A 19709-nucleotide genomic window follows, 5' to 3' on the forward strand; every position below is an offset into this window, starting at 1 on the left:
TAAACGAGCATGAAAGAAAGGTGATTAATAAATGGCCACAGTGAAAGACCATACGGCATCTCGCCGCAATATGGTACTATTCGGTCTGATTATGGGGATGTTCTTCAGTTCCCTGGAGCAGACGATCGTCGGCACGGCCATGCCAACGATAATTAAGGATCTCAATGGGTTCGCCATCTTCGCTTGGGTAACAACCGCTTATATGATCTGCTCTACAGCAGTCATCCCGCTTGCCGGGAAATTAGCGGATTTGTTCGGAAGCCGATTCATCTACCTGACTGGATGGCTTATCTTCGTTGTTGGTTCAGGCTTATGCGCAACGGCAGTGAATATGGAGCAGTTAATTATTTACCGGGCGATCCAAGGTATCGGCGGCGGTATGCTGATGCCGATGTCCCAGACGATTATTGGAATGATGTTCAGTCCGCAGGAACGCGCCAAGTGGCAAGGGGTATTCGGGGCCATCTTCGGTCTTAGTTCCGTCATCGGTCCGTTCTTTGGCGGATTTATTGTTGATAATATCAGCTGGCACTGGATTTTCCTTATTAATGTTCCGTTCGGTTTATTGTCAACGATCTTAATCTTTATTGGCATGAAATCAATTGATGAGCCTCGAGACAAGAGCAAAAAAATCTCGATCGACTGGCTCGGAATTTTCACTCTTATCCCGGGTATCGTCTTATTGCTGCTTGGGCTGTCGCTCGACCATAACAAGTATGCATGGGATTCTCCAACAAGCATTCTCGTGTTTGCTGGTGCATTGGTGCTCTTCGTTCTGTTTGTCTTCGTTGAACACAGAGCAGAAGAACCAATAATTGATATGTCACTCTTCAAGAGCCGTATCTTCAACGTATCTGTAGCACTCGGCTTCCTCGTTGGTCTTGGCATGTTCGGTGCCATTATGTTCGTGCCAATGTTCATGCAAGGGGTGCTTGGCGTAACACCGACGCAAGCAGGCTCCACGATGACACCAATGATGATTGCCTTGATTATTGCAAGCATCTTGGCTGGACAGCTGGTTCTGCGCATGCGTTATCGTGCGGTTATGACGATGGGCATGATCATTACGTCCATCGGTTTCTGGCTCATGAGTACAATGGGTGTCAGCACTTCAACTTGGATAGCTTATTCGTTCATGGTTGTACTTGGCTTCGGTATCGGTATGGTTATGCCAATTATTACGCTGGTTGTACAGAATGCATTTCCACGCGAAAAGCTGGGTACAGTCACTTCCGCTACGACGTTCTTCCGCTCTATCGGATCGACGATCGGGGCAACCTTGTTCAACGTTATTATGAACAGCGTTATTGCAACAAATATTGCGAATGCAACAGCTAGTGCTGATCCAGGAACGCAAGCCGTTCTGAGTAAGACCGGCACAGATTCCAATACACTGTATCAGTTGCTGATTAACAGCGATTTGCTGAAACAGCTTCCTGAGGACTTGAAAGTGAACGTGCTGAATACGATCAAGGATGCTTGGTCTGCTTCCTTCTCCACTGTCTTCTTGACAGGTCTCGGCTTCATCGTGGTCGGTATCTTCGTTGCATTGCTGATCGGCAACGGACGTATCTCCCGTGAGGCGATGCAGAAGCGCAAGCCAGGCGAGGGCTCTGACGATACAATGACACAGCCACAAGCTTCTTCGAATTAATACTCGCCTACCGGCGAATAGATGCAACAAAGGAAAAGCAGCAAGCCGTTCCCTTCGTGGAATAGGCTCGCTGCTTTTTTAGCATTTTGATACAACGTTTGTTTCTATATGGATACTAATTATACAAAGGGTTGGACAACACTGATTTGACCAGTTGTTTCAGGTCAACTTGCTCAATTGGGCCGTTGTCGCCCACGACATTTTGAATATTGCTTGGCAATACTGACTTGTCCTCTTGATAGTGATAGGCAAGCTTACCGATATGCTTCAAGCTGAACTCAGGGCTTCCTACCACCGTGAACGCCCAAGAGTTCATGTTCTCGCGAGCTACATTTACTTCATTCTGTCCGTTATCCGCAACAACTGCTTTTACAACATCAACCTTGCCTCGTCCTAAATTAGTAGCTCGGAACTTCAAATTCAACAATACGCTGCTGCCATTAATACCATTATAGCGCCCTTTACTTGCTGTAATGAAGCGGAGCACATCGGAATCTTTCTGATGAATGATCATCAGCTTATTATCAGCGTATGCATCAACGAGCTCGAAACGCGTTTTGTCATAGGTTAAGCTGACATCTTCTGCATAAATATTTTTGACATTATCAAGCTTAATTTGCACGTCAAACGTTTGATTCAAGTACACGGTATACGTCACAGAAGTTACGCTCACTTTCGGCGTATACACGGCGTCTGGATTGTATGGGCGCAATTGCCCGTCAGATGGTACATCCACGGCGCTGACGAACATAAGCTTATCGGTCTGGTTGATAAATTCAATACTGTGCTCGCTATTCGATAATCCTGTCAATTCATAAGCCAGACGTGGATTGTAGTAATCAGAAGGAATATTTCTCATTGAAATCGTGGTGTAAGGTTTTTTATCAACAATAACTGTAATGTTATCGGATATATCATAGGAGCCATATCCATAATTTTGTGCGATGAGGCGAACCGAGCTGCCGACAAAGTTGAACTTTACTGAAGCGCTTCTGGAGCTGGTTTGTTTCGCATTACCACTATTCCACCAATTTCCGCTATACATAATTTCGGAAGAATACTGGGTGTAACGCTTCCAGCCGTAGTCTGGATTATAGGATGGATCACCTATGCTGCTTGCTCCAAATGCTGTCGAGACTGAAAATACTAATAGGAATACGAGTCCCATGATTATAGACGGGACAAACTTATTGCGCATGATTCATAACCTCCAATTTTTATAGATTCACTCTGATTGTAATGGGGATATGAAAATAATCCCAAACAAGTTTTGTTAAACCTGTCAGCTAACGTTCAAAATTCTCCCTTTTTCGATAATAATCGCGTTCTTCATTAATGAGCCTATTAGTTGATTTCATGAGATGAGATGTGATGCATGCTGCCTAATCGGAATTACAATATCCTGCATTTTCCCAGTTTCAACTGGACGCAAAAAAAGCAGCCCCTGCTTAAGGAGCTGCTTATCTAAATCCACTATTTTATTGCTGTTTCATGTATGTGCGGTGCCAGAGGGCGAACACATGCAATGTCCAAATCTTGCGGGAGTAATCTCCTTGTCCATTCTTGTGACGGCGGAACATATCTTCAACAGCCGTCAAATTGACGAGGTGGTCAATACCGCTTGCGGACAACTCTTCCCACATGATGTTTGCACGTTCCGTGCGCAGCCAGTCGCGCATTGGTACCGGGAAGCCAAGCTTCGGACGGTTCAATACCGAATCTGGGATAATGCCCTGCATCGCTTTGCGAAGCGCATATTTCGTCGTACCGTCTGCAATGCGGTAATGGGCTGGGATGCTGCGGGCCACGTCGAATACTTTGCGATCCAAGAACGGAACGCGCAGTTCAAGCGAATGCGCCATCGTCAGCTTATCCGCCTTCATCAGGATGTCGCCAGGCATCCACAGATTCATATCGATATACTGCATCCGCGATACAGGATCCAGGTGGCGTGTACGGTCATAATAGGTGCGTGCGATATCAAACGGCTTCGTGAAGTCAGCAATCTCGGACTGTGTCGCACGCAGCAGTTCTACCTTCGCATCATCCGTCATAATGTTCGCGTTGCCGAGGAAGCGTTCTTCAAGCGGCGTCGTTCCACGAAGCAAGTAGTTCTTGCCGTAGAAGTTGAACGGAACGGACTGCACCATCTTATGCATCGCACGCTGCATGCCTTCAGGCATCCATGACAGATAACGAAGGGAATGCGGTTCGCGATATATGCGGTATCCACCGAACAATTCATCCGCGCCCTCACCTGACAATACGACTGTGACATGCTCTTTCGCTAAGCGAGCAACCTCATACAAAGCAATCGCGGATGGATCCGCTACTGGCTCGTCCAAGTGCCAGATCGCCCGCGGTACTGCGTCGAAGTACATCTCCTGTGTAATCATGCGATCATAATGCTCCGTATCCAGCTGTCTAGCCGTATCCCGAGCAATAATTGTCTCATTGTTCGCACCTTCGAAGCCGACACTAAATGTCTTGATCGGTTCCATCGAACGCATCAAAGTAGATGTAATCGTCGAGTCAATCCCACTGGAGAGGAAGCAGCCGCGCTCCACTTCACTATGAAGATGGTGCTCTACGGAGTCGCGCATGACATCGCGAATTTCCTCGATAATTTGTGTCAATGGACGATCCACAGGCTCGAACATTGGATCCCAATACTTCTCAATGATCGGCTTCCCGCCGAACGGGATTGTGATAGAGTGCGCAGGTGGCAGCTTATGAATCCCTTGATACATCGTGTTCGGATCAGGTACGTATTGGAATGTTAAATAATTATAGAAGCTGTTCATGTTCACTTGGCGTTGAACACCTGGAACCGCCAGCAAGCTTTTAATTTCCGAACCAAAGACGAACATCTCGTCATTTTGATAATAATATACAGGCTTAATCCCGAAATGGTCACGCGCAATAAACAGCTCCTGCTTGTTGCGATCCCAGATGGCGAAGCCAAACATACCGCGAAGATGATGCACACACTTCGAACCATGCTCTTCGTACAGATGAATAATTACTTCTGTATCCGTATGTGTCTTGAATTGGTGCCCGCGATGGATCAAATCTTCACGCAGCTCTTGATAATTGTATATCTCTCCGTTGAAAATAATCCAAATTGAATCATCCTCGTTGCTGAGCGGCTGCGCTCCAACTGCGACATCGATAATGGACAGACGGCGGAAGCCTAGTCCAACACGATCGCCAATCCACAGCTTCGCGTCATTCGGTCCGCGATGGTGGATCAAGTCCATCATCGAGCGTACTACTTGTTCAGAAGGTTGTTGATCATGAAAATGATATATACCAGCAATGCCACACATAATTGTTCCAAATCCTTTCGCTCGTTGCATATGGCGTAGAACGTACTCAGTTCCCGCTCAGAACAAGGCAACACCCCGCAGAGGCGGGGCTTGTCTATGCAATCATTATAAACGTTTTTGACGAAATGTGACACAGGCTTGCAGCTAAATCAGCGGCATTTCTGTGTGTAATGTTCATGAAAGTACGAATAATCAGCCTGCAGCCATTTGTATTGCCGCATTGTTCAAGCTTTCTTATGTATATAATCCCGCTTCGGAATGTTATTCGACCCTCGAGTTCGTTCTTTCTCTTACCCCGTTCCATTGTAACGGACAATGGCTCCGAAATCCAATCCATCCTGCTCTTGCAATTCATACCACTTCACATACAGGTATATATGGTCATAGTCTATATTGGTAAGCCCATTACCCGTTCAGGCATGACAAGAATCTTTCCTTAGCTATGTGGTCAATGCTTCAGTACTGTAAGCATTACTTGCGATGGTTGCTTGGAGTCCGGTTAAATCGACAGCAATCTGCACATCCTAATCCGTATCCGCGGACAACATGCTTGACTAATGTATACGTGATTGGAGGTCTGACAGCAATGCTGACACCGATTGCATTTGGCATTATTATCTTTTTGTTACTGTCTGCTTGGCTCATTCCCCATTATGCTGTTCACTATATGACACGCTCCAAATGTTCCACCTACGAGCGCTGTCTGGAGATGCTTGAACAGCAGGGGGTCTTCACTCGTGAACAATTTGAAGCTTGCCGCAAAGAAGAAGTCACTATCCGAAGCCATGATGGCATTAAGCTGCACGGCTATTATATGGAGAAATTTCCGAATTCACGCCGGATTGCGCTAATTGTTCACGGCTATACAGGAGCTCTTCCTTGGTCAGCTCAATTTATGGATATGTTCACCGAGCAAGGCTTTAATGTACTACTTATTGATCAGCGCAGGCATGGTCAGAGTGAAGGCAAGTACACAACCTTTGGCTACAAAGAAAAATACGATGTGCAAATGTGGGTGGACTGGATTGTTGAACGGAAGGGGAAGGATTGCATCATTGGATTGCATGGTCAATCGCTTGGTGGGGGAACCGTGCTCGAATACGCAGCAATCCGCAGGCCACAGGTACAATTCATTGTGGCTGACTGCCCCTACTCCGATTTGACACAGCTCATTCATTATCAAGTAACGAAGCTGAATCAAATGCCTGCATGGCCTACTATGGCACTCATTAATCGATTGCTTCTGCGCAAGGCTGGATTCCGCATGGAGCAAGTAAGCCCATTACGAATTATGAAGACGTGCCCCCTCCCCGTCTTATTCATTCATGGCAAGGAGGATCGTTTCGTGCCGACATGGATGAGTGAGCAACTGCATGAAGCGAAGCATGATACATCTTCCTTGATCCTCATTGAGGGAGCCGGGCATGGTACCGCTTATTCCGTTGATCAAGAACGCTACCGGCAAGGAGTAACAACGTTCATACAGACAACCGTTGGATCTCCAAATCATGAAGAAGTGGCAGAACCATTGTCCGATGCCGTTCAAGATACAGTCGAAGTGGTAGAAGAACCTAGTCCCGTACTGGAACCCGGAATCGATCTTATCCCTGATCTCGTTCCTGCTGAAGCCGACAACATGCTTCCGGTCATTTGATTAACTTTGATCGGCTTAGGCGCGTAATTAACCTTATTCACACGCCAACACAACATGTTGTGCTGTTCGAATGGCAATTATTTTTTATCAGCCTTGCTGTGAAGCAAAATAAGTAGAGCAGCCCTTCTCGGAGGAGAAAGGCTGCTCTGTATTTCTTACAATCTACATATGACATTATAAGGACGGAACCGCTTCAAAAGTAAGCTTGTCCCCCGGTGTGTGCAGCTCAAATACGACAATTTGGTTTTCTCCTTGGCGGAGTATTGGTGCTGGAACATAGAGTGTCTGCTGAGGACCAACTTCCCAGTAACGTCCAAGATTGAAGCCATTTACGAACACTACACCCTTCTTCCATCCATCCAAGCGAAGAAATGTATCCTGCGGCTGCTCTTGAATCGATAGCGTAGCCTCGTAGAATGCCGGCTGCTCTCCCTCCAACCCAGAATCAGCTGTTTTGAATTGCAAGCCATTCAGATTCTCCAGCTCCAAACTGCGCACTTCCCAATGGAACAGAAATTGCCCATTCAATCGAACGCCATGCGTAATCCCTTTACGATCATACAGCTCTGATCCATAGTTGACACGCCCCATATTTTCTACAAAAATATCAAGCCGCGCTCCACCCTCTGGAATCGTCACTGCTAGCTTCTGGGGATCCCAGCGCTCCACTATGCCGATTAGCTTCTGATCCAAGAATACATGAGCACGATCGTGAACATCCTGAATCGTCAGCGTGCATTCTGTGCGTGGGCCAGACACTTGAGTGGAATACAAGATAAAGCCATTATTCTGATCATACATTTCCATTGGCTCCGGACATATACTCATCTTCACATCCGTCATAGACGCAAGCGTATCGAACAGCTTCACAGCTCGGTTCACTGTGACTTCACCGTACGCTGTCTTAGGCGTATTCTCAGGCAGGTCACCTTCAGGCAGCGATACATACTTACCGATTACCTCTCGGAATAACCGATACTTCGGTGTAATATCTCCTGCTTCACTAATCGCACTATCATAGTCATAGCTGGTTACCGTTGGCTCGAAGCGTCCCCCGTGATTAGCTCCACTGCCAAATCCGAAGTTCGTACCCCCATGCAGCATATAGAAGTTCACCGAGGCGCCCATTCCCAGCATCTCATCCAGCACCTGCGCTGCATCTTCTGCGCTGCGCGTATGATGCTCTTCGAACCAGTGATCGAACCAACCGTTCCAATATTCCATACACATAAGCGGAGCATCTGGCTGATACTGTTTCAGCTTGTCGAACGCTTCCTTCGGTCTCGAACCAAAGTTGACGGTCGCCAACACGCCATCGGCCATCCCACCCTGCAGCATATCATCACCAGGACCATCTGAAGTGAATAATAGGACATCGATGCCACGTTCTACCAACATGCCGCGCAAAGCTTGCAAGTAAGCCTGATCATTGCCATAGCTGCCATACTCATTTTCAATTTGCACGGCAAGAATTGGCCCCCCTGCTGTCGCAAGCAGCGGCTTCAATTGCGGGAGAAGGGCATCATAGTATGCGGATACCTTCTCTAGGAATCTAGGATCACTGCAGCGCAGCCGCATATCTTCCTTCAGCAGCCAAGCCGGCAGCCCCCCGAACTCCCATTCCGCACATATGTAAGGGCTTGGACGCACAATAACGTACAGACCTTCACGCTCTGCAATGCGGACAAACTCCGCAATGTCAGCCATTCCTTTGAAGTTGAACTGGCCTTCTCGCGGCTCATGCACGTTCCAAGCAATATATGTCTCTACACAGTTGCAGCCCATCGCTTTCACCTTGCGAAGCCGATCTGTCCAGTATTCAGGCACAATGCGGAAATAATGAACAGCACCAGAAATAAGCAGTGTAGGCTTGCCTTGAAGCATAAATTGCTGACCTTCATATGAAAGCGTTGTCAAATTTTGTTCTCCTCCTGCCTTATACCGTTTATTTGTGAAGCACTTATATCTCCATCATATCAATTCCGCCGCAAATGAACATGTATTTTACATACCAGTTTATGAACAAATGTCACAAGAAAAGACTTGCATCCATTTGGCTGATGCAAGTCTACGTTCAATTCCTATTAATTAGGTGATTTCCTATTTTAATTCTTAAATGCCGATGTCTGCGCCTGCAAACGAGTCGCTTGATCTCGCAGCACATCAGAGGAGGCAGCCATTTCTTCCATGACAGCTGTCTGTTCTTGTGTCGCACTCGCTACCTGACGAGTGCCTTCCGCCATCTCATTGACAATGGAAGCCATCCTCCGTGTCTGCTCCAGCGTAGTTGCGAAGCGCTCTGTCTGCTGCTCTACTTCACTTGCAATATCATGAACGGCCTTCGAAGCCTGCTTCGTTACATGTGCGATAGCACTCAGGGCATTTGCAGCTTCATCCTTCTTCGCCGCTTCAACACTTACGATGTCGACTTGCTTCGTAATCAAGCGAACAGCCTGCTCCACCTGAGACTGCATCAGAACGATGCGGTCATTAATATTATTCACCGCAGAAGCACTCTGCTCCGCCAGCTTCCGAACTTGGGATGCGATGACGGCAAATCCAGCACCATGCTCTCCTGCTCTAGCCGCTTCAATCGAAGCATTCAGGGCAAGCAAATGCGTCTGATCAGCAATTTCTCGCACCGTAGTCGATATATCTCCAATCTGTTCCGCCTGCTCGCTGAGCCGCTGTACCGTGTCTATCGAGGCTTGTCCGGATTCAGCCGCCATCAGCATGCCATCAATGATCGACTTCAACATCTCCTCACTGTCTGCAAGCGTTCCGAGCATATCTTGAGTCATACGCTCCGTCTCTTCCGCTCTTTCCTGAACGGCAGCAGCTGAGGCGTGAATCTGTTCCACCGATTCAGCTGCTGAGGCAGTCCACATCGCCTGCTGCTCCGCTCCACGATTCATCTCGTCAGCCGCGCAGGAGATTTGTTCGATCTGGTGAGCAGCTTGAGTCATGGCACCGCTTAATGTTGAAGTATTTTGCGTCGTAATATCAACACTGCTTTTAATTTCCGTAATCATATGCTGCAAATTGCGTACCATTTGGCCAAAAGAAGCAATCAGAACATTGACCTCATCATGGAAATGGTACGACGGTAGGCTCACATTCAACTTTCCCTGCGCCGCCTCGTCTGCTGCCTTCGTCAATTGAATAATCGGCTTCACAATAAGGCGTGCTGCAAGCCAACCTAGCAAGCAGGTCCAGAATATGCCGAGCATGAAGATGATGCCGTCATACAACAGTTCATTCATTCCCGGTGCTAAGTACGGCTTCAGCACGAAGATGAAAAATCCGCTTGTCGCATAGGTAACGCCCGACACCACCAGCATGCCAACTACCATTTTCATTTGCAATCCGAATTTCATCATTTCCTTCTCCCCCACCTCGTCGACAACCCTACGCCTTATTCCTCTGGCTCGTTTTTGCGTGCGATGATCAGCAGAATCGTGATGAGTAGAAATGCGATAAACGCCAACAACGGAATTGTAATCCAGCCTTCCATATAATCGTAATTACACGGAACCCCAGAGCGGCAAGGAGTTAAGCTTGCCATCCCCGGTACCTTCTGCAGCAAATAATGATAGGTTGATACTGACCCGCCGATAATCGATAGCGGGAGTGTATACCGAACGATACTGCGGTCATTGCGGTATGCGGCAATCCCCAGCACAAGGACGAGCGGATACATGAATATCCGCTGAACCCAACACAATTTGCACGGTTCCCACAACAATAGTTCACTCATATACAAGCTTCCACAAGTTGCAATCAGGGAGATGATCCAAGCAACATATAATGCATAACGCCGGATTACAGACATATATCATTACCTCCTGATTTAAAAGAATAACACTATTAACGAACGAATCACTTACCGCTTGTATACTCGCTGTAGATGCTATTTCGCTTCATTCAATGCGTTCTCGATGAACGCTTTCAATTCACTGTAGCTGTCCCATTGACCTGTAAACTCTTTGCCATTCACATACACAGATGGCGTACCTGATACCTTCGCAAGATCCTTTAACTTCAAATCCTGCGCGATAGCGTCTTTGTGCGCCTGCTTCTCAATTGCATCTTCCAACTTCGCTACATCGATGTCTGGCGACACCTGCTTGGCTAGGTCTACGAGCAATGGGGTTGTCACCCAATTGTCTTGCTCTTTGCCCTGCGCATGATAAATTGCCTCATGATAAGGCCAGAACGCTTCTGGCTTCTGACGGAACACTTCCTCTGCAGCATTCGATGCTAGATAGGAGTTGCCGATGAACGGATAATTGATGAAGGAGAACCGCACTTTTCCCGTATCGATAAAGTCCTTCTTCAACTGCGGGAACACCGTTTCTTCCCAGTCCTTACATGCAGGGCATTTATAATCACCGAATTCGACAATTGACACCTTCGCCTCTGTAGAACCAAGTGTCGGCTGTCCAGTCAGATCGAACTGAACGGCAGGTCTGTTCAAGACCTCATCCTGCTTGATCTGCTCCCCTTGCTTGTTCAATACAAATATAAGTCCGAGCAGAACCACAATTGCCACAGGAATCATGAACATGAAGATGCGGTCATTGCGTTTTTTATTGCTGCGTGAAGCTGACGTTGGCCGGGATTGTCCAGCAGTGGATGCTGAAGTTGAAGGTCTAGTCTGACCAGGCTGCTTCGCACGTTTGGATTTTGAAGATTTACCCAATCTATTCACCTCTTCTAACTTTTTTTCACCTTCCTTAAATGTAATGGAAAGCCGTCCATTTTTCCATTTCTTTTGTGCAAAATGAAAGATTATTTATCAAAGATTGCCATCACTTAGCAACAACCTAGCCTTTTAATAACTAATAACTATAAAGCATATAGATATTATATATTTCACCTATATACATTCCATCTGTCATACTATTTGCAGTGGAACAATCAATCCTATCGAAGGTAACAAAAGAGGAGGCGTTGCTAATGTCAACCGATCATCATTGGAATCCTGTACTGTATGACAGCAAGCTTCAATTCGTATCGCAGTATGGCACAGATGTAGTAGGATGGCTCTCGCCACAGCCAGGAGAGAGAATTCTTGATGTGGGATGCGGGACGGGCGATTTGGCAGCTAACATGGCAGAGGCAGGGGCAAGAGTAGTCGGAATCGACCAATCCGTCAACATGATTGAGCAGGCACGTAACAAATATCCCTCCCTCACCTTCATCCCCATGGATATCACCACCGAATGCCCCGGACATTAGAGCCATCGAGGAGGTTCTAGAGCAACACTTCAGTATCGATCCGAAGCCGCTTCATCCCTGGTATTATCCGACTATTGGCGAATACAGTACTGTTCTTGAGCAGGCCGGCTTTCAAGTCACCTCTGCTATTCACTTCGAACGCCCCACGTTATTGACTGACGGTGAGAACGGTCTGCTCCATTGGCTGCATGCCTTCACGCATGATTTTACTTTATCCTTATCATCGGCGGATATTCTAGACTTTATGGAATTGGTTCAAGCAAAATGCCGACCTGCTCTGTATCATAACGGTGAGTGGACTGGCGATTATAAGCGGCTCCGAATTGTAGCTAGTAAGCCGTCTCAACCAACTTGAAATCACCCAGCATGTTACAACTGAGGGCAAGATAACAACCTCCTTGAATAGCATGTCAACGTGTACCTGCACGTTATCCAGCTAACGTTCCGTATGTAACAAGCTTCCTTCCGAAACAATGAGCGTCGGGGAAGGAAGCTTGCATGCTGCGTTATTCTGAATCACGAACTGTGATGATGCGTAAATCCGTGTCCTGCCCCGCTCCTCGCTTGAATTTCGAGCAAAGCATCCAGCTCACTTTGAATTCGTGGGACAACGGACATTTCCGCTCCTGTTAACCAGGCTGCATTATATGGCCCTTCTACTGGACTATGCTCGTAATAGGGTCTGATCGACTGCACATAGTCATACACTGCCATTGGCACCTGATCCCGCTGTACCCAGAGCAGCGGGGCATGTTTGCCCAGATGCGCGAAAGGGGCTTGTGCGATCGCCAGCCACTCATTTCCTTCCTTCACGAAGGAGAAATTGTGGCCTGACGTGGCTATTCCCCACCCGAACCCCGTTTTCTTATCCTTATACTGCGCAAAGGCAATTGCCTGCTCGACTGGCGTCGCAGCAGCAATCCGCTCTACCCTTCCGAACACTGCAAGTTCATCGGTCACTTCCCGTGGAATAATGTTCTCCGAGCCAAGAATATACATAACCGCCTTCTTGCGGCGCTTGGCAAGCGCATCAGCCGTAGCCTGTGGAATTCCCTGCTTATTCACATACAAGACAGGCTCCTGCATATGTGCAATCCAATTGACCGCAGGCAGTGCATAAGCTGGTTCATCTGAGGAGACGATTATTACCGACATCGGCCGCTCCTTGCTCACTCTAGCATAATAATCATCAATCGCTGCCGCCACTTCTGCCGGCTTATCCCCAGCAATAACGTCCATCTTGAATCCGAGCTTCTTGACTTCATTTATAACTGCCCCATCTACCTTGCCTACAACGATAACTTGAACCCCTTTATTATCAGGAGCTCCCTTAGGCTTCAAGCGCTGCAATTCTGCTCGTGTCTCCTCTGGCAATCGATCTGTCTTGATATAGAGAAGAGGGCCGTTGTTAGGGAAATGAATCAAATCAGCCGCAGCCATCGCAGTCGCCCACTGCTCATCAGGCACAAGCACGACGCCATTCGGTCGCTGCTCATCGATGTGCCCAGGCCATACTGTGCGAGATATGGTGACAGCTGCCTTCACATGATCATCTGTATTGATTCGGGTCATATTTTTCGTTACGATCCAAGGGGAATGCACTGCCTGTTCACTAACCAATGGCTCTCCAGCATAAAACGCTGCTTCCCCCGAGGAGACGGTCATTGTAGATCCACATCCTGCTAGCAGCAAGCATGAGAATAGTACTCCCCAGCATATCGCTCGCATGACATATTTTCGATTTCCCATGCTCCCATTCTGCGCAGCCATCGCAGCATCCCTATTCTGTCTTGTATCCCTGTTATTCATCTGCCGTGCTGGCATCCATGCCTCATTCATGTACATATACCTCCAGTTGCTCCATCCATATCTTGTAAGGATGCCCGACTGTTCCCATTCTTACTCTAGAAATGCTTCTGCTTCCGTGTTCCGTATCAGCAGTGCAAAAATCGAGGTGGATGCGATACAATAGCTTCAATATAATTACCGCCTTAGCACGAATAACTATTATGGACATAGGGCGTAAAAATGGAGGGGTATTGTTGTGAATGAAGGATTGATTCAAAATCAGTCATTGCCTAACGGGCTCCGCGTTGTTCGCGCACTTCCAGCTGACACGGAGGACGTAATGGCGCTGCTGCATAATACTGCACGATGGCTTCACGAACAAGGCTCTACGCAATGGAATCATTGCTTGAGGGACAAGACTCTCACCAGACTGCAAACGCAATTTTGAACGGCGATGTCTTCCTGTTTAAACAGGAAGAGCAGCTTGCTGGTATGGTAATGCTGTTAACAACGCCAAGTCCTTGGGATCGTATGCTGTGGGGGGATGATTCATTGGAGGATGCTGTATATGTGCACCGACTGGCTGTGAACCGCTATTATGCGGGTCAAGGGCTCGGACGTAACATATTGAACTGGGTCGAGAGCGGTATTGACTTCCCGGACAAGCACAGCATCCGGCTCGACTGCCTTGCTGGTGTTGCCGCACTGGAATCGTTCTATCGAGGGGCAGGCTTTGTGTACCAAGGAAGAACCGACAACAACTATCTTCTATTTGAGAAGAATTTCGCCTCACGTGCATCCAGAACCATGTAAGAGTGAACCTCAATTACAAAAACCGCCTGCCCCTCCGAAAATGGAGAAGACAGGCGGTATATACGGTTTCTGGTGTTTACTTTTTTCCAATAGAAACAATCTCTTACGTTCTCACGTTATTCCTCACGATCCCGTCCAAGGAGTACCGTCATACCAAGCAAGGTAACAACAATGGTTGCTCCCATATCAGAAAGGATGGCAATCCAAAGTGTCAGCCAACCTGGAATCGTAAGCAGCAGGGCAATGATCTTCAGTCCCAGTGCAAGTCCGATGTTCCAGCGTACGATACGGTTGACCTTATGCGAGATTCGAATGGCGCTTGGCAGCTTGCCAAGATGATCTTGCATCAGGACGATATCTGCCGTCTCAACGGCACTGTCCGTTCCTTTGCCCATCGCAATACCTAGACTAGCCGAAGCAAGTGCAGGCGCATCGTTAATGCCGTCACCCACCATTGCGACCGGATACTTCTTGCCAAGCTCCTTAATCTTGTCGACCTTCTGTTGTGGCAACAATTGCGCAAACCAGTCTGTCACGCCTACGTTCTTCGCTACTTGCTCCGCAGATTGAGCATGGTCGCCAGTCAGCATGACCGTATGCTTCACCCCAGCAGCGTGCAGTGCTGCTATCGTCCGTTTACTCTCTTCACGAATCTCATCGGCCAATCCGAACACACCCAGCGGCTCACCATCTTGTTCAGACACAACCACTACCAAGGTTAATCCACGTGATTTCATCTGCTCTGCAGCCTCTCGCGCCTGCTGCACGCGATCAGCCGAACCGCCTTGCAGCTTATCAATGACACGTTCGCTGCCTACCCAGTATACAGCACCGTTGATTTCAGCCCGTATGCCTTCTCCCGGTACGGTCTCACTATGCGTAGGTTCTTCGAAGGAAGTACGTCCCTTGGCCTCCAGATGACGCATAACAGCTTTCGCAAGTGGATGAAGGGAAGCCTGCTCAATGGAACCAGCTACGCGATAGAAGCGTTCTTCATCATAAATTGCCTCATCTTGTACAGCAGGTTCTCCCTTCGTCAACGTACCCGTCTTGTCAAAAGCCAGTGCCTCAATCTTGCCGAGCTGCTCCAAATGGACGCCGCCCTTGATCAGAATTCCGTTGCGAGCGTTGCGTGTAATTCCGCTAACGATTGCAATTGGCGATGAAAGAATAAGTGCACATGGACATCCGACGATAAGAACAGCAAGCCCTTGATAGAACCATTTATACCACTCTCCACCCATAAGGAGAGGAGGTACAAGCATTACTAGTGCTGCAATAATCATGATAATTGGCGTATAGATACGAGCGAATCGATCGATGAACAACTCTGTTGGCGTCTTCGTATCCTGAGCTTCCTGCACGAGATGCAGAATCTTCGCCAAAGAGGAATCTTCATAGGCTTTATCAATACGAACCTTCAAAATGCCGTCCGTGTTCACACTGCCCCCGAATACAACATCGTTAGCCGCTTTGGCTACCGGCAGCGATTCACCAGTGATGGCTGCTTCGTTTACAGCACTGTTCCCCTCAACGACCGTACCGTCTGAAGGAATTTTCTCACCCGGCCGAACGAGTACAATGTCTCCTGCAACGAGCTGCTCAATCGGAATGGTAATACTTTGCCCCTCTCGCAGCACAGTTGCCTGCTTCGGAGCTACTGCCAGCAGAGCTTCCATCGACTGACGAGCACGCTCCATGCCGTAACCTTCCAGCATCTCATTCAATCCGAATAAGATGGCAACGAGTGTTGCTTCCTTCCATTCCCCGATAACAACTGCCCCGGTAAGCGCCACGGTCATCAAAGTGTCCATATTGAAGCGCAGCCGCAGCAGATTGCGAAGTCCCTTCATGAAGGTGCCATATCCACTAAGCAGCATCGCGAGCAGATACATGCCTATCAGAACGCCGTTCGGCAGCGAGCTATCTAAAATAAATGTTGCAACATAGAGCAAGCCTGAGATGCCCAGCAGCCACTTCATTCGATTCATATCCCCATGGCTGTGATCGTGTCCATGACCCTCGGCTCCGTGGTCATGCCCATGGTCATGTTGATGCGCCTTGCCACCTGAGTGGCTATGGGAATGACTATGCGAATGTCCTGCATGGCTATGCCCCTCGTGGGAATGCTCATGGTCCTGACCGTCACAAGCGCATTTTATGTGACCTTGGACTGGAGCACTTGCAGCGCTTGCGACAGCTCCTCCGCCTGATTCGACCAGCTTGGCGCCATCTGTACGCAATATCCGTTTTACGGCAGCCACATCAATGTCCTTGCTCATCCTGAGTGTACCGCTGTTATAGCTTAATGTGGCATCCTCGCCATGCTTCAACCGGCGAATCTCGCCTTCCATTTCCCTAGCGCAGTTGCCGCACGACAATCCCTGCACCCGATATGCAATTCGTTCATCAGCCTTTTCAGTGCTCCGCGTCGTCATGACAATGCTCCTCTCTCAAGTGTTCTAGTGTCATTCGAACGAGCAACCGAATATGATGGTCACTCAAGGTGTAAAACACATTCTTACCATCCTTGCGTGATTTCGCGATGCCTAGATTCTTCATCACTCGCAAGTGATGTGAAGTTGTCGCAATCGATTGGCCTGTCAATATCGCCATGTCGCATACGCACAACTCTTCCCCTTCATCCAGCAAGCATGCCATCTTCATCCGTGTCGGATCAGACAACGCCTTGAACATTTGAGCCATACCCTGTACCTCGTTGTCTTCAACCCGACCCTTTAAAGCATTAATTTTAACAGCGTCATAACATACAATTTCACATACATCTTCTTTATCGAGCGTATGCGATTGGATGTTCTCCAGATCGTCCGTCGAACGTTGTGCAACCATTGCATTCACCTCATTACCTATATTGTTGTTAATTTCCTTGAAGATTAAGCACGTTAATTATGAATGATTGCATTGAAGGTGTTTTATCTGCTTAATCGTAATCATTACAATAATCAAACGAATGTTTGAATGTTTCTGTAGTTGTAGTATACACGGTTCCATTCATAAATTCAAACGATTATTTTAATGTTCTGCCAAAATGCGCTCCTACCTAGCCTCCTCCCTCCCCATACCGCTTCTATTTCAAGAATAATTGCCTCTTTTCCATCAATAATGAACAGAACATTCCAGACCAATTTACACCTTAAAATCAGCTCATCTCATAGACTGCCCCAATTCGTATTCGTCAGTAGCAAACGGATCAGTCTTCCACAAAAAATGCAAAGACGCTTCCATCTCCACCACTATACTGGTGGAGATGGAAGCGTCTATTTTCATATGGCTACGATACGGCCTCATTTCGGTTCCCGTATTCGCATATCTCCAAAAAAGGGCAACGACGACAACGTCTAGTCTCTTCGGTCGGCTCGAATGCTTCAATCGAGAGCGGCTGATTGCGGAGCGGCTCCTCCAAGTACTCACGCATGAGCAGCATGCTATCTATAACGTGGCGCTCTAATTCTTCCATCTCTTCTTCATGTACATGATCTTCTACACAGCTGCCGCTGAGTAGATACTCTGTACGAATATCAAGCTTCTCATAGGGAACCCCGTACACCCGGTGCACATATAATCCATACAGGCGCAGCTGCGTCTTATTGCGCTCATCCTCCTGCCCCGTCTTCCAATCTACAATAATGTACTGATCATCCTGACGGAACATGACATCCAGCTTCACATATACTTTCGTATCTGCTAACAATATTGTATTTAAGCGTTCCAGTTCCATAAGCCGGACACCCGAATCTTGTCTAAAATGCTGCACACTGAGACTGTTCAGAAAACGGTCGGCCAGTATCGGGATCCGAGCCTTAATCGTTTCAATGGTACGGGCTGGCAGTTGTTTGCCATAGTACATTTCATGCAGCATTGTGCGCTGCTTCGGAAGTTCTCTCCATGCCTCCACGTCGAGCGAGTCCGTATACGCCTGATTCAACAAGTTTCGTACTCGCCGAACGATGTCCTCAGCGTCCATCACCCGACTGGATTGGTTCATCTGCATCAATGCAGCCTCTGCCATCTTATGCATCGCTTCTCCGAATACAAGATGCAGGTTGGTCATTTGCTTCAGCTGATAGGCCTGCCTTGCCAATGGCGGCGCATCACGAAACCATCCATTGTGCGAGGCATAATAATGATAGAAATACTTGCGTCTGCACTCTTCGAACAGCACATGACGCGACGGCGACCATGACCATTCCGGGTATGGCTTACGCTGCATGGAAATCTCCCCTCTCCCCAATTCGCTCACCGAACTTCAGTTGTAAAAGCTATTATAGCATGATCACCATACATAAAAGGGAGAAGTTATCCTATACCTGCTGTCAGCTGCAACCACTTGACCATAAGTGCAGTACAGCAAAACAGCCTCGACCCGATTGTTCGAGTCAAGGCTGCATAAAGAGCATTGTTCCTTGTTGTTCATCGCGATATTGTCCATCTGAATCCTGAACCGTCATCTGACCCCCTATTTCCCCCTGCTGTCAGGCCTTAATTCGGCCAAGCCTTACATCCAATTCCTGAATGCAGTCCGAATGATCATATTGCTCATTCTCAATCAGCGAGGTAACCGGGTATAGTCTCATCCGTTCCGAAGTATAGGGTCTCAGTTGTCTGGCAAGCGCCTCAATCTCAGTCGAGACTGGGCGAAGCCACGCATCGGCCTCCTCTGGATCCAATATAGCTGGCATACGTGTCTCGAATTCCGCAATTAGCTCATTGGAACGCGCCATTAGCAGCGTACAAGTCTGCTGCACTCTCCCTTGTGCGTCGCGCCATACTTCGTACAATCCCGCTACGCCGAAGATCCCTTGCTTGCGAAGCACCACATGAACGGGATAACTCTTTTTGCCTTCCTGCCGCCAATAATAGAGCCCGCTGCACGGAATGATGCACCGCTGTCGCTCTGTCAGCTTCCAGTATGCTGAATTCGTATGAATGGAATAAATATCAGCATTCAGTGAATCCTTGCCCCAGAAGGGAACCATCCCCCACCGGTATTCATCCAACACACGTCTACCCTCAAGCTCCCTAATAGCCGGCACCGTCTGTGTCGGACTAATGTTGAAGCGCCGTTGATAGGGGTAGAGCACCTGCTCAATGCCAAATGCCCGTTCAATCTCTGATAGATCAGCGGAAATCGAAAGTCTCCTGCACATGTCCATCATCCTCCTCATGGACATTATTGTCTGTATAATTAGAAAAATTATGCAGACCATTC

General features: G+C 47.9%; 16 protein-coding genes. 5 read left to right on the forward strand and 11 right to left on the reverse strand.

All coding sequences use genetic code 11. The annotated features are described in order from the left end of the window. Window positions 1-31 precede the first annotated feature (31 nt). Complete coding sequence (locus BBG47_RS00965) at window positions 32-1654, forward strand: MDR family MFS transporter (protein ID WP_065290161.1); 1623 nt, start codon at window positions 32-34, stop codon at window positions 1652-1654. A 115-nt stretch (window positions 1655-1769) separates the two neighbouring features. Here BBG47_RS00965 and BBG47_RS00970 read toward each other — a convergent pair whose 3' ends face one another. Together BBG47_RS00970 and asnB are read right to left on the reverse strand one after the other, a co-directional pair. Continuing rightward, window positions 1770-2852 (reverse strand): cohesin domain-containing protein, encoded by a 1083-nt coding sequence (locus BBG47_RS00970; protein ID WP_065290162.1) that lies wholly within the window; start codon window positions 2850-2852, stop codon window positions 1770-1772. Window positions 2853-3132: 280 nt separating this feature from the next. Beyond that, window positions 3133-4983, reverse strand: coding sequence for an asparagine synthase (glutamine-hydrolyzing) (gene asnB / locus BBG47_RS00975; protein WP_021256184.1), 1851 nt, complete (start codon window positions 4981-4983; stop codon window positions 3133-3135). 586 nt (window positions 4984-5569) lie between these two features. On the opposite strand from asnB, the gene BBG47_RS00980 reads away from it, so the two are divergent. Then, window positions 5570-6637, forward strand: coding sequence for an alpha/beta hydrolase (locus BBG47_RS00980; RefSeq protein ID WP_065290163.1), 1068 nt, complete (start codon window positions 5570-5572; stop codon window positions 6635-6637). 174 nt (window positions 6638-6811) lie between these two features. On the opposite strand, the gene BBG47_RS00985 is transcribed toward BBG47_RS00980, so the two are convergent. The 4 genes from BBG47_RS00985 to BBG47_RS01000 all read right to left on the reverse strand — a co-directional run bounded on the left by BBG47_RS00985 (window position 6812) and on the right by BBG47_RS01000 (window position 11339). Then, complete coding sequence (locus tag BBG47_RS00985; protein WP_083189016.1) at window positions 6812-8554, reverse strand: glycoside hydrolase family 35 protein; 1743 nt, start codon at window positions 8552-8554, stop codon at window positions 6812-6814. A gap of 188 nt (window positions 8555-8742) precedes the next feature. Further along, window positions 8743-10017, reverse strand: coding sequence for a methyl-accepting chemotaxis protein (locus BBG47_RS00990; RefSeq protein ID WP_083189017.1), 1275 nt, complete (start codon window positions 10015-10017; stop codon window positions 8743-8745). 35 nt (window positions 10018-10052) lie between these two features. Beyond that, on the reverse strand, window positions 10053-10469 hold the full coding sequence (locus BBG47_RS00995; protein WP_021256189.1) for a disulfide oxidoreductase: 417 nt from the start codon (window positions 10467-10469) through the stop codon (window positions 10053-10055). Window positions 10470-10547: 78 nt separating this feature from the next. Beyond that, entirely contained in the window at window positions 10548-11339 is a 792-nt protein-coding gene (locus tag BBG47_RS01000; RefSeq protein WP_083189018.1) for a DsbA family protein, read from the reverse strand. Between the two features lie 257 nt (window positions 11340-11596). Between BBG47_RS01000 and BBG47_RS30570 the strand changes: the two genes are divergently transcribed. Continuing rightward, window positions 11597-11878: a class I SAM-dependent methyltransferase gene (locus BBG47_RS30570; RefSeq protein ID WP_254659718.1), complete on the forward strand. Its 282-nt coding sequence runs from the start codon at window positions 11597-11599 to the stop codon at window positions 11876-11878. A 516-nt stretch (window positions 11879-12394) separates the two neighbouring features. Here BBG47_RS30570 and BBG47_RS01010 read toward each other — a convergent pair. Continuing rightward, on the reverse strand, window positions 12395-13717 hold the full coding sequence (locus BBG47_RS01010; RefSeq protein WP_065290164.1) for a cell wall-binding repeat-containing protein: 1323 nt from the start codon (window positions 13715-13717) through the stop codon (window positions 12395-12397). Between the two features lie 205 nt (window positions 13718-13922). Here BBG47_RS01010 and BBG47_RS30575 point away from each other — a divergent pair, with 205 nt between their 5' ends. After that, window positions 13923-14114 (forward strand): hypothetical protein, encoded by a 192-nt coding sequence (locus BBG47_RS30575; protein WP_254659719.1) that lies wholly within the window; start codon window positions 13923-13925, stop codon window positions 14112-14114. Then, the gene (locus BBG47_RS01015) at window positions 14060-14479 is read left to right on the forward strand and encodes a GNAT family N-acetyltransferase (protein WP_254659720.1); all 420 of its coding nucleotides are present in this window, start codon (window positions 14060-14062) and stop codon (window positions 14477-14479) included. Before BBG47_RS30575 ends, BBG47_RS01015 begins: the two co-directional genes overlap by 55 nt. Before the next feature lie 116 nt (window positions 14480-14595). Here BBG47_RS01015 and BBG47_RS01020 read toward each other — a convergent pair whose 3' ends face one another. From BBG47_RS01020 to BBG47_RS01035, 4 genes are all read right to left on the reverse strand, one after another. Then, window positions 14596-16917: a heavy metal translocating P-type ATPase gene (locus tag BBG47_RS01020; protein ID WP_065290165.1), complete on the reverse strand. Its 2322-nt coding sequence runs from the start codon at window positions 16915-16917 to the stop codon at window positions 14596-14598. Next, window positions 16898-17329, reverse strand: coding sequence for an ArsR/SmtB family transcription factor (locus BBG47_RS01025; RefSeq protein WP_065290166.1), 432 nt, complete (start codon window positions 17327-17329; stop codon window positions 16898-16900). Before BBG47_RS01025 ends, BBG47_RS01020 begins: the two co-directional genes overlap by 20 nt. A 442-nt stretch (window positions 17330-17771) precedes the next feature. Then, entirely contained in the window at window positions 17772-18710 is a 939-nt protein-coding gene (locus tag BBG47_RS01030; RefSeq protein WP_065290167.1) for a PD-(D/E)XK nuclease family protein, read from the reverse strand. A gap of 262 nt (window positions 18711-18972) precedes the next feature. After that, window positions 18973-19647 carry an SOS response-associated peptidase gene (locus BBG47_RS01035; RefSeq protein WP_065290168.1) on the reverse strand — a complete coding sequence of 225 codons (675 nt, stop codon included), beginning with the start codon at window positions 19645-19647 and terminating at the stop codon, window positions 18973-18975. Window positions 19648-19709 lie beyond the last annotated feature (62 nt).

It is taken from the genome of Paenibacillus sp. KS1, from assembly GCF_001680695.1.
In the GTDB taxonomy this organism is placed as follows: Bacteria; Bacillota; Bacilli; order Paenibacillales; family Paenibacillaceae; genus Paenibacillus_B; species Paenibacillus_B suaedae.

What these genes read in the sequence shown, in the direction of transcription:
- BBG47_RS30570 (WP_254659718.1), top strand. Translation starts at nt 11,597, where the DNA reads ATGTCAACCGATCATCATTGGAATCCTGTACTGTATGACAGCAAGCTT.
- BBG47_RS01020 (WP_065290165.1), bottom strand. Translation starts at nt 16,917, where the DNA reads ATGACGACGCGGAGCACTGAAAAGGCTGATGAACGAATTGCATATCGG.
- BBG47_RS01015 (WP_254659720.1), top strand. Translation starts at nt 14,060, where the DNA reads ATGGAATCATTGCTTGAGGGACAAGACTCTCACCAGACTGCAAACGCA.
- BBG47_RS01030 (WP_065290167.1), bottom strand. Translation starts at nt 18,710, where the DNA reads ATGCAGCGTAAGCCATACCCGGAATGGTCATGGTCGCCGTCGCGTCAT.
- BBG47_RS01025 (WP_065290166.1), bottom strand. Translation starts at nt 17,329, where the DNA reads ATGGTTGCACAACGTTCGACGGACGATCTGGAGAACATCCAATCGCAT.
- BBG47_RS00970 (WP_065290162.1), bottom strand. Translation starts at nt 2,852, where the DNA reads ATGCGCAATAAGTTTGTCCCGTCTATAATCATGGGACTCGTATTCCTA.
- BBG47_RS01035 (WP_065290168.1), bottom strand. Translation starts at nt 19,647, where the DNA reads ATGTGCAGGAGACTTTCGATTTCCGCTGATCTATCAGAGATTGAACGG.
- BBG47_RS00965 (WP_065290161.1), top strand. Translation starts at nt 32, where the DNA reads ATGGCCACAGTGAAAGACCATACGGCATCTCGCCGCAATATGGTACTA.
- BBG47_RS00990 (WP_083189017.1), bottom strand. Translation starts at nt 10,017, where the DNA reads ATGATGAAATTCGGATTGCAAATGAAAATGGTAGTTGGCATGCTGGTG.
- BBG47_RS00995 (WP_021256189.1), bottom strand. Translation starts at nt 10,469, where the DNA reads ATGTCTGTAATCCGGCGTTATGCATTATATGTTGCTTGGATCATCTCC.
- BBG47_RS00980 (WP_065290163.1), top strand. Translation starts at nt 5,570, where the DNA reads ATGCTGACACCGATTGCATTTGGCATTATTATCTTTTTGTTACTGTCT.
- asnB (WP_021256184.1), bottom strand. Translation starts at nt 4,983, where the DNA reads ATGTGTGGCATTGCTGGTATATATCATTTTCATGATCAACAACCTTCT.
- BBG47_RS01010 (WP_065290164.1), bottom strand. Translation starts at nt 13,717, where the DNA reads ATGAATGAGGCATGGATGCCAGCACGGCAGATGAATAACAGGGATACA.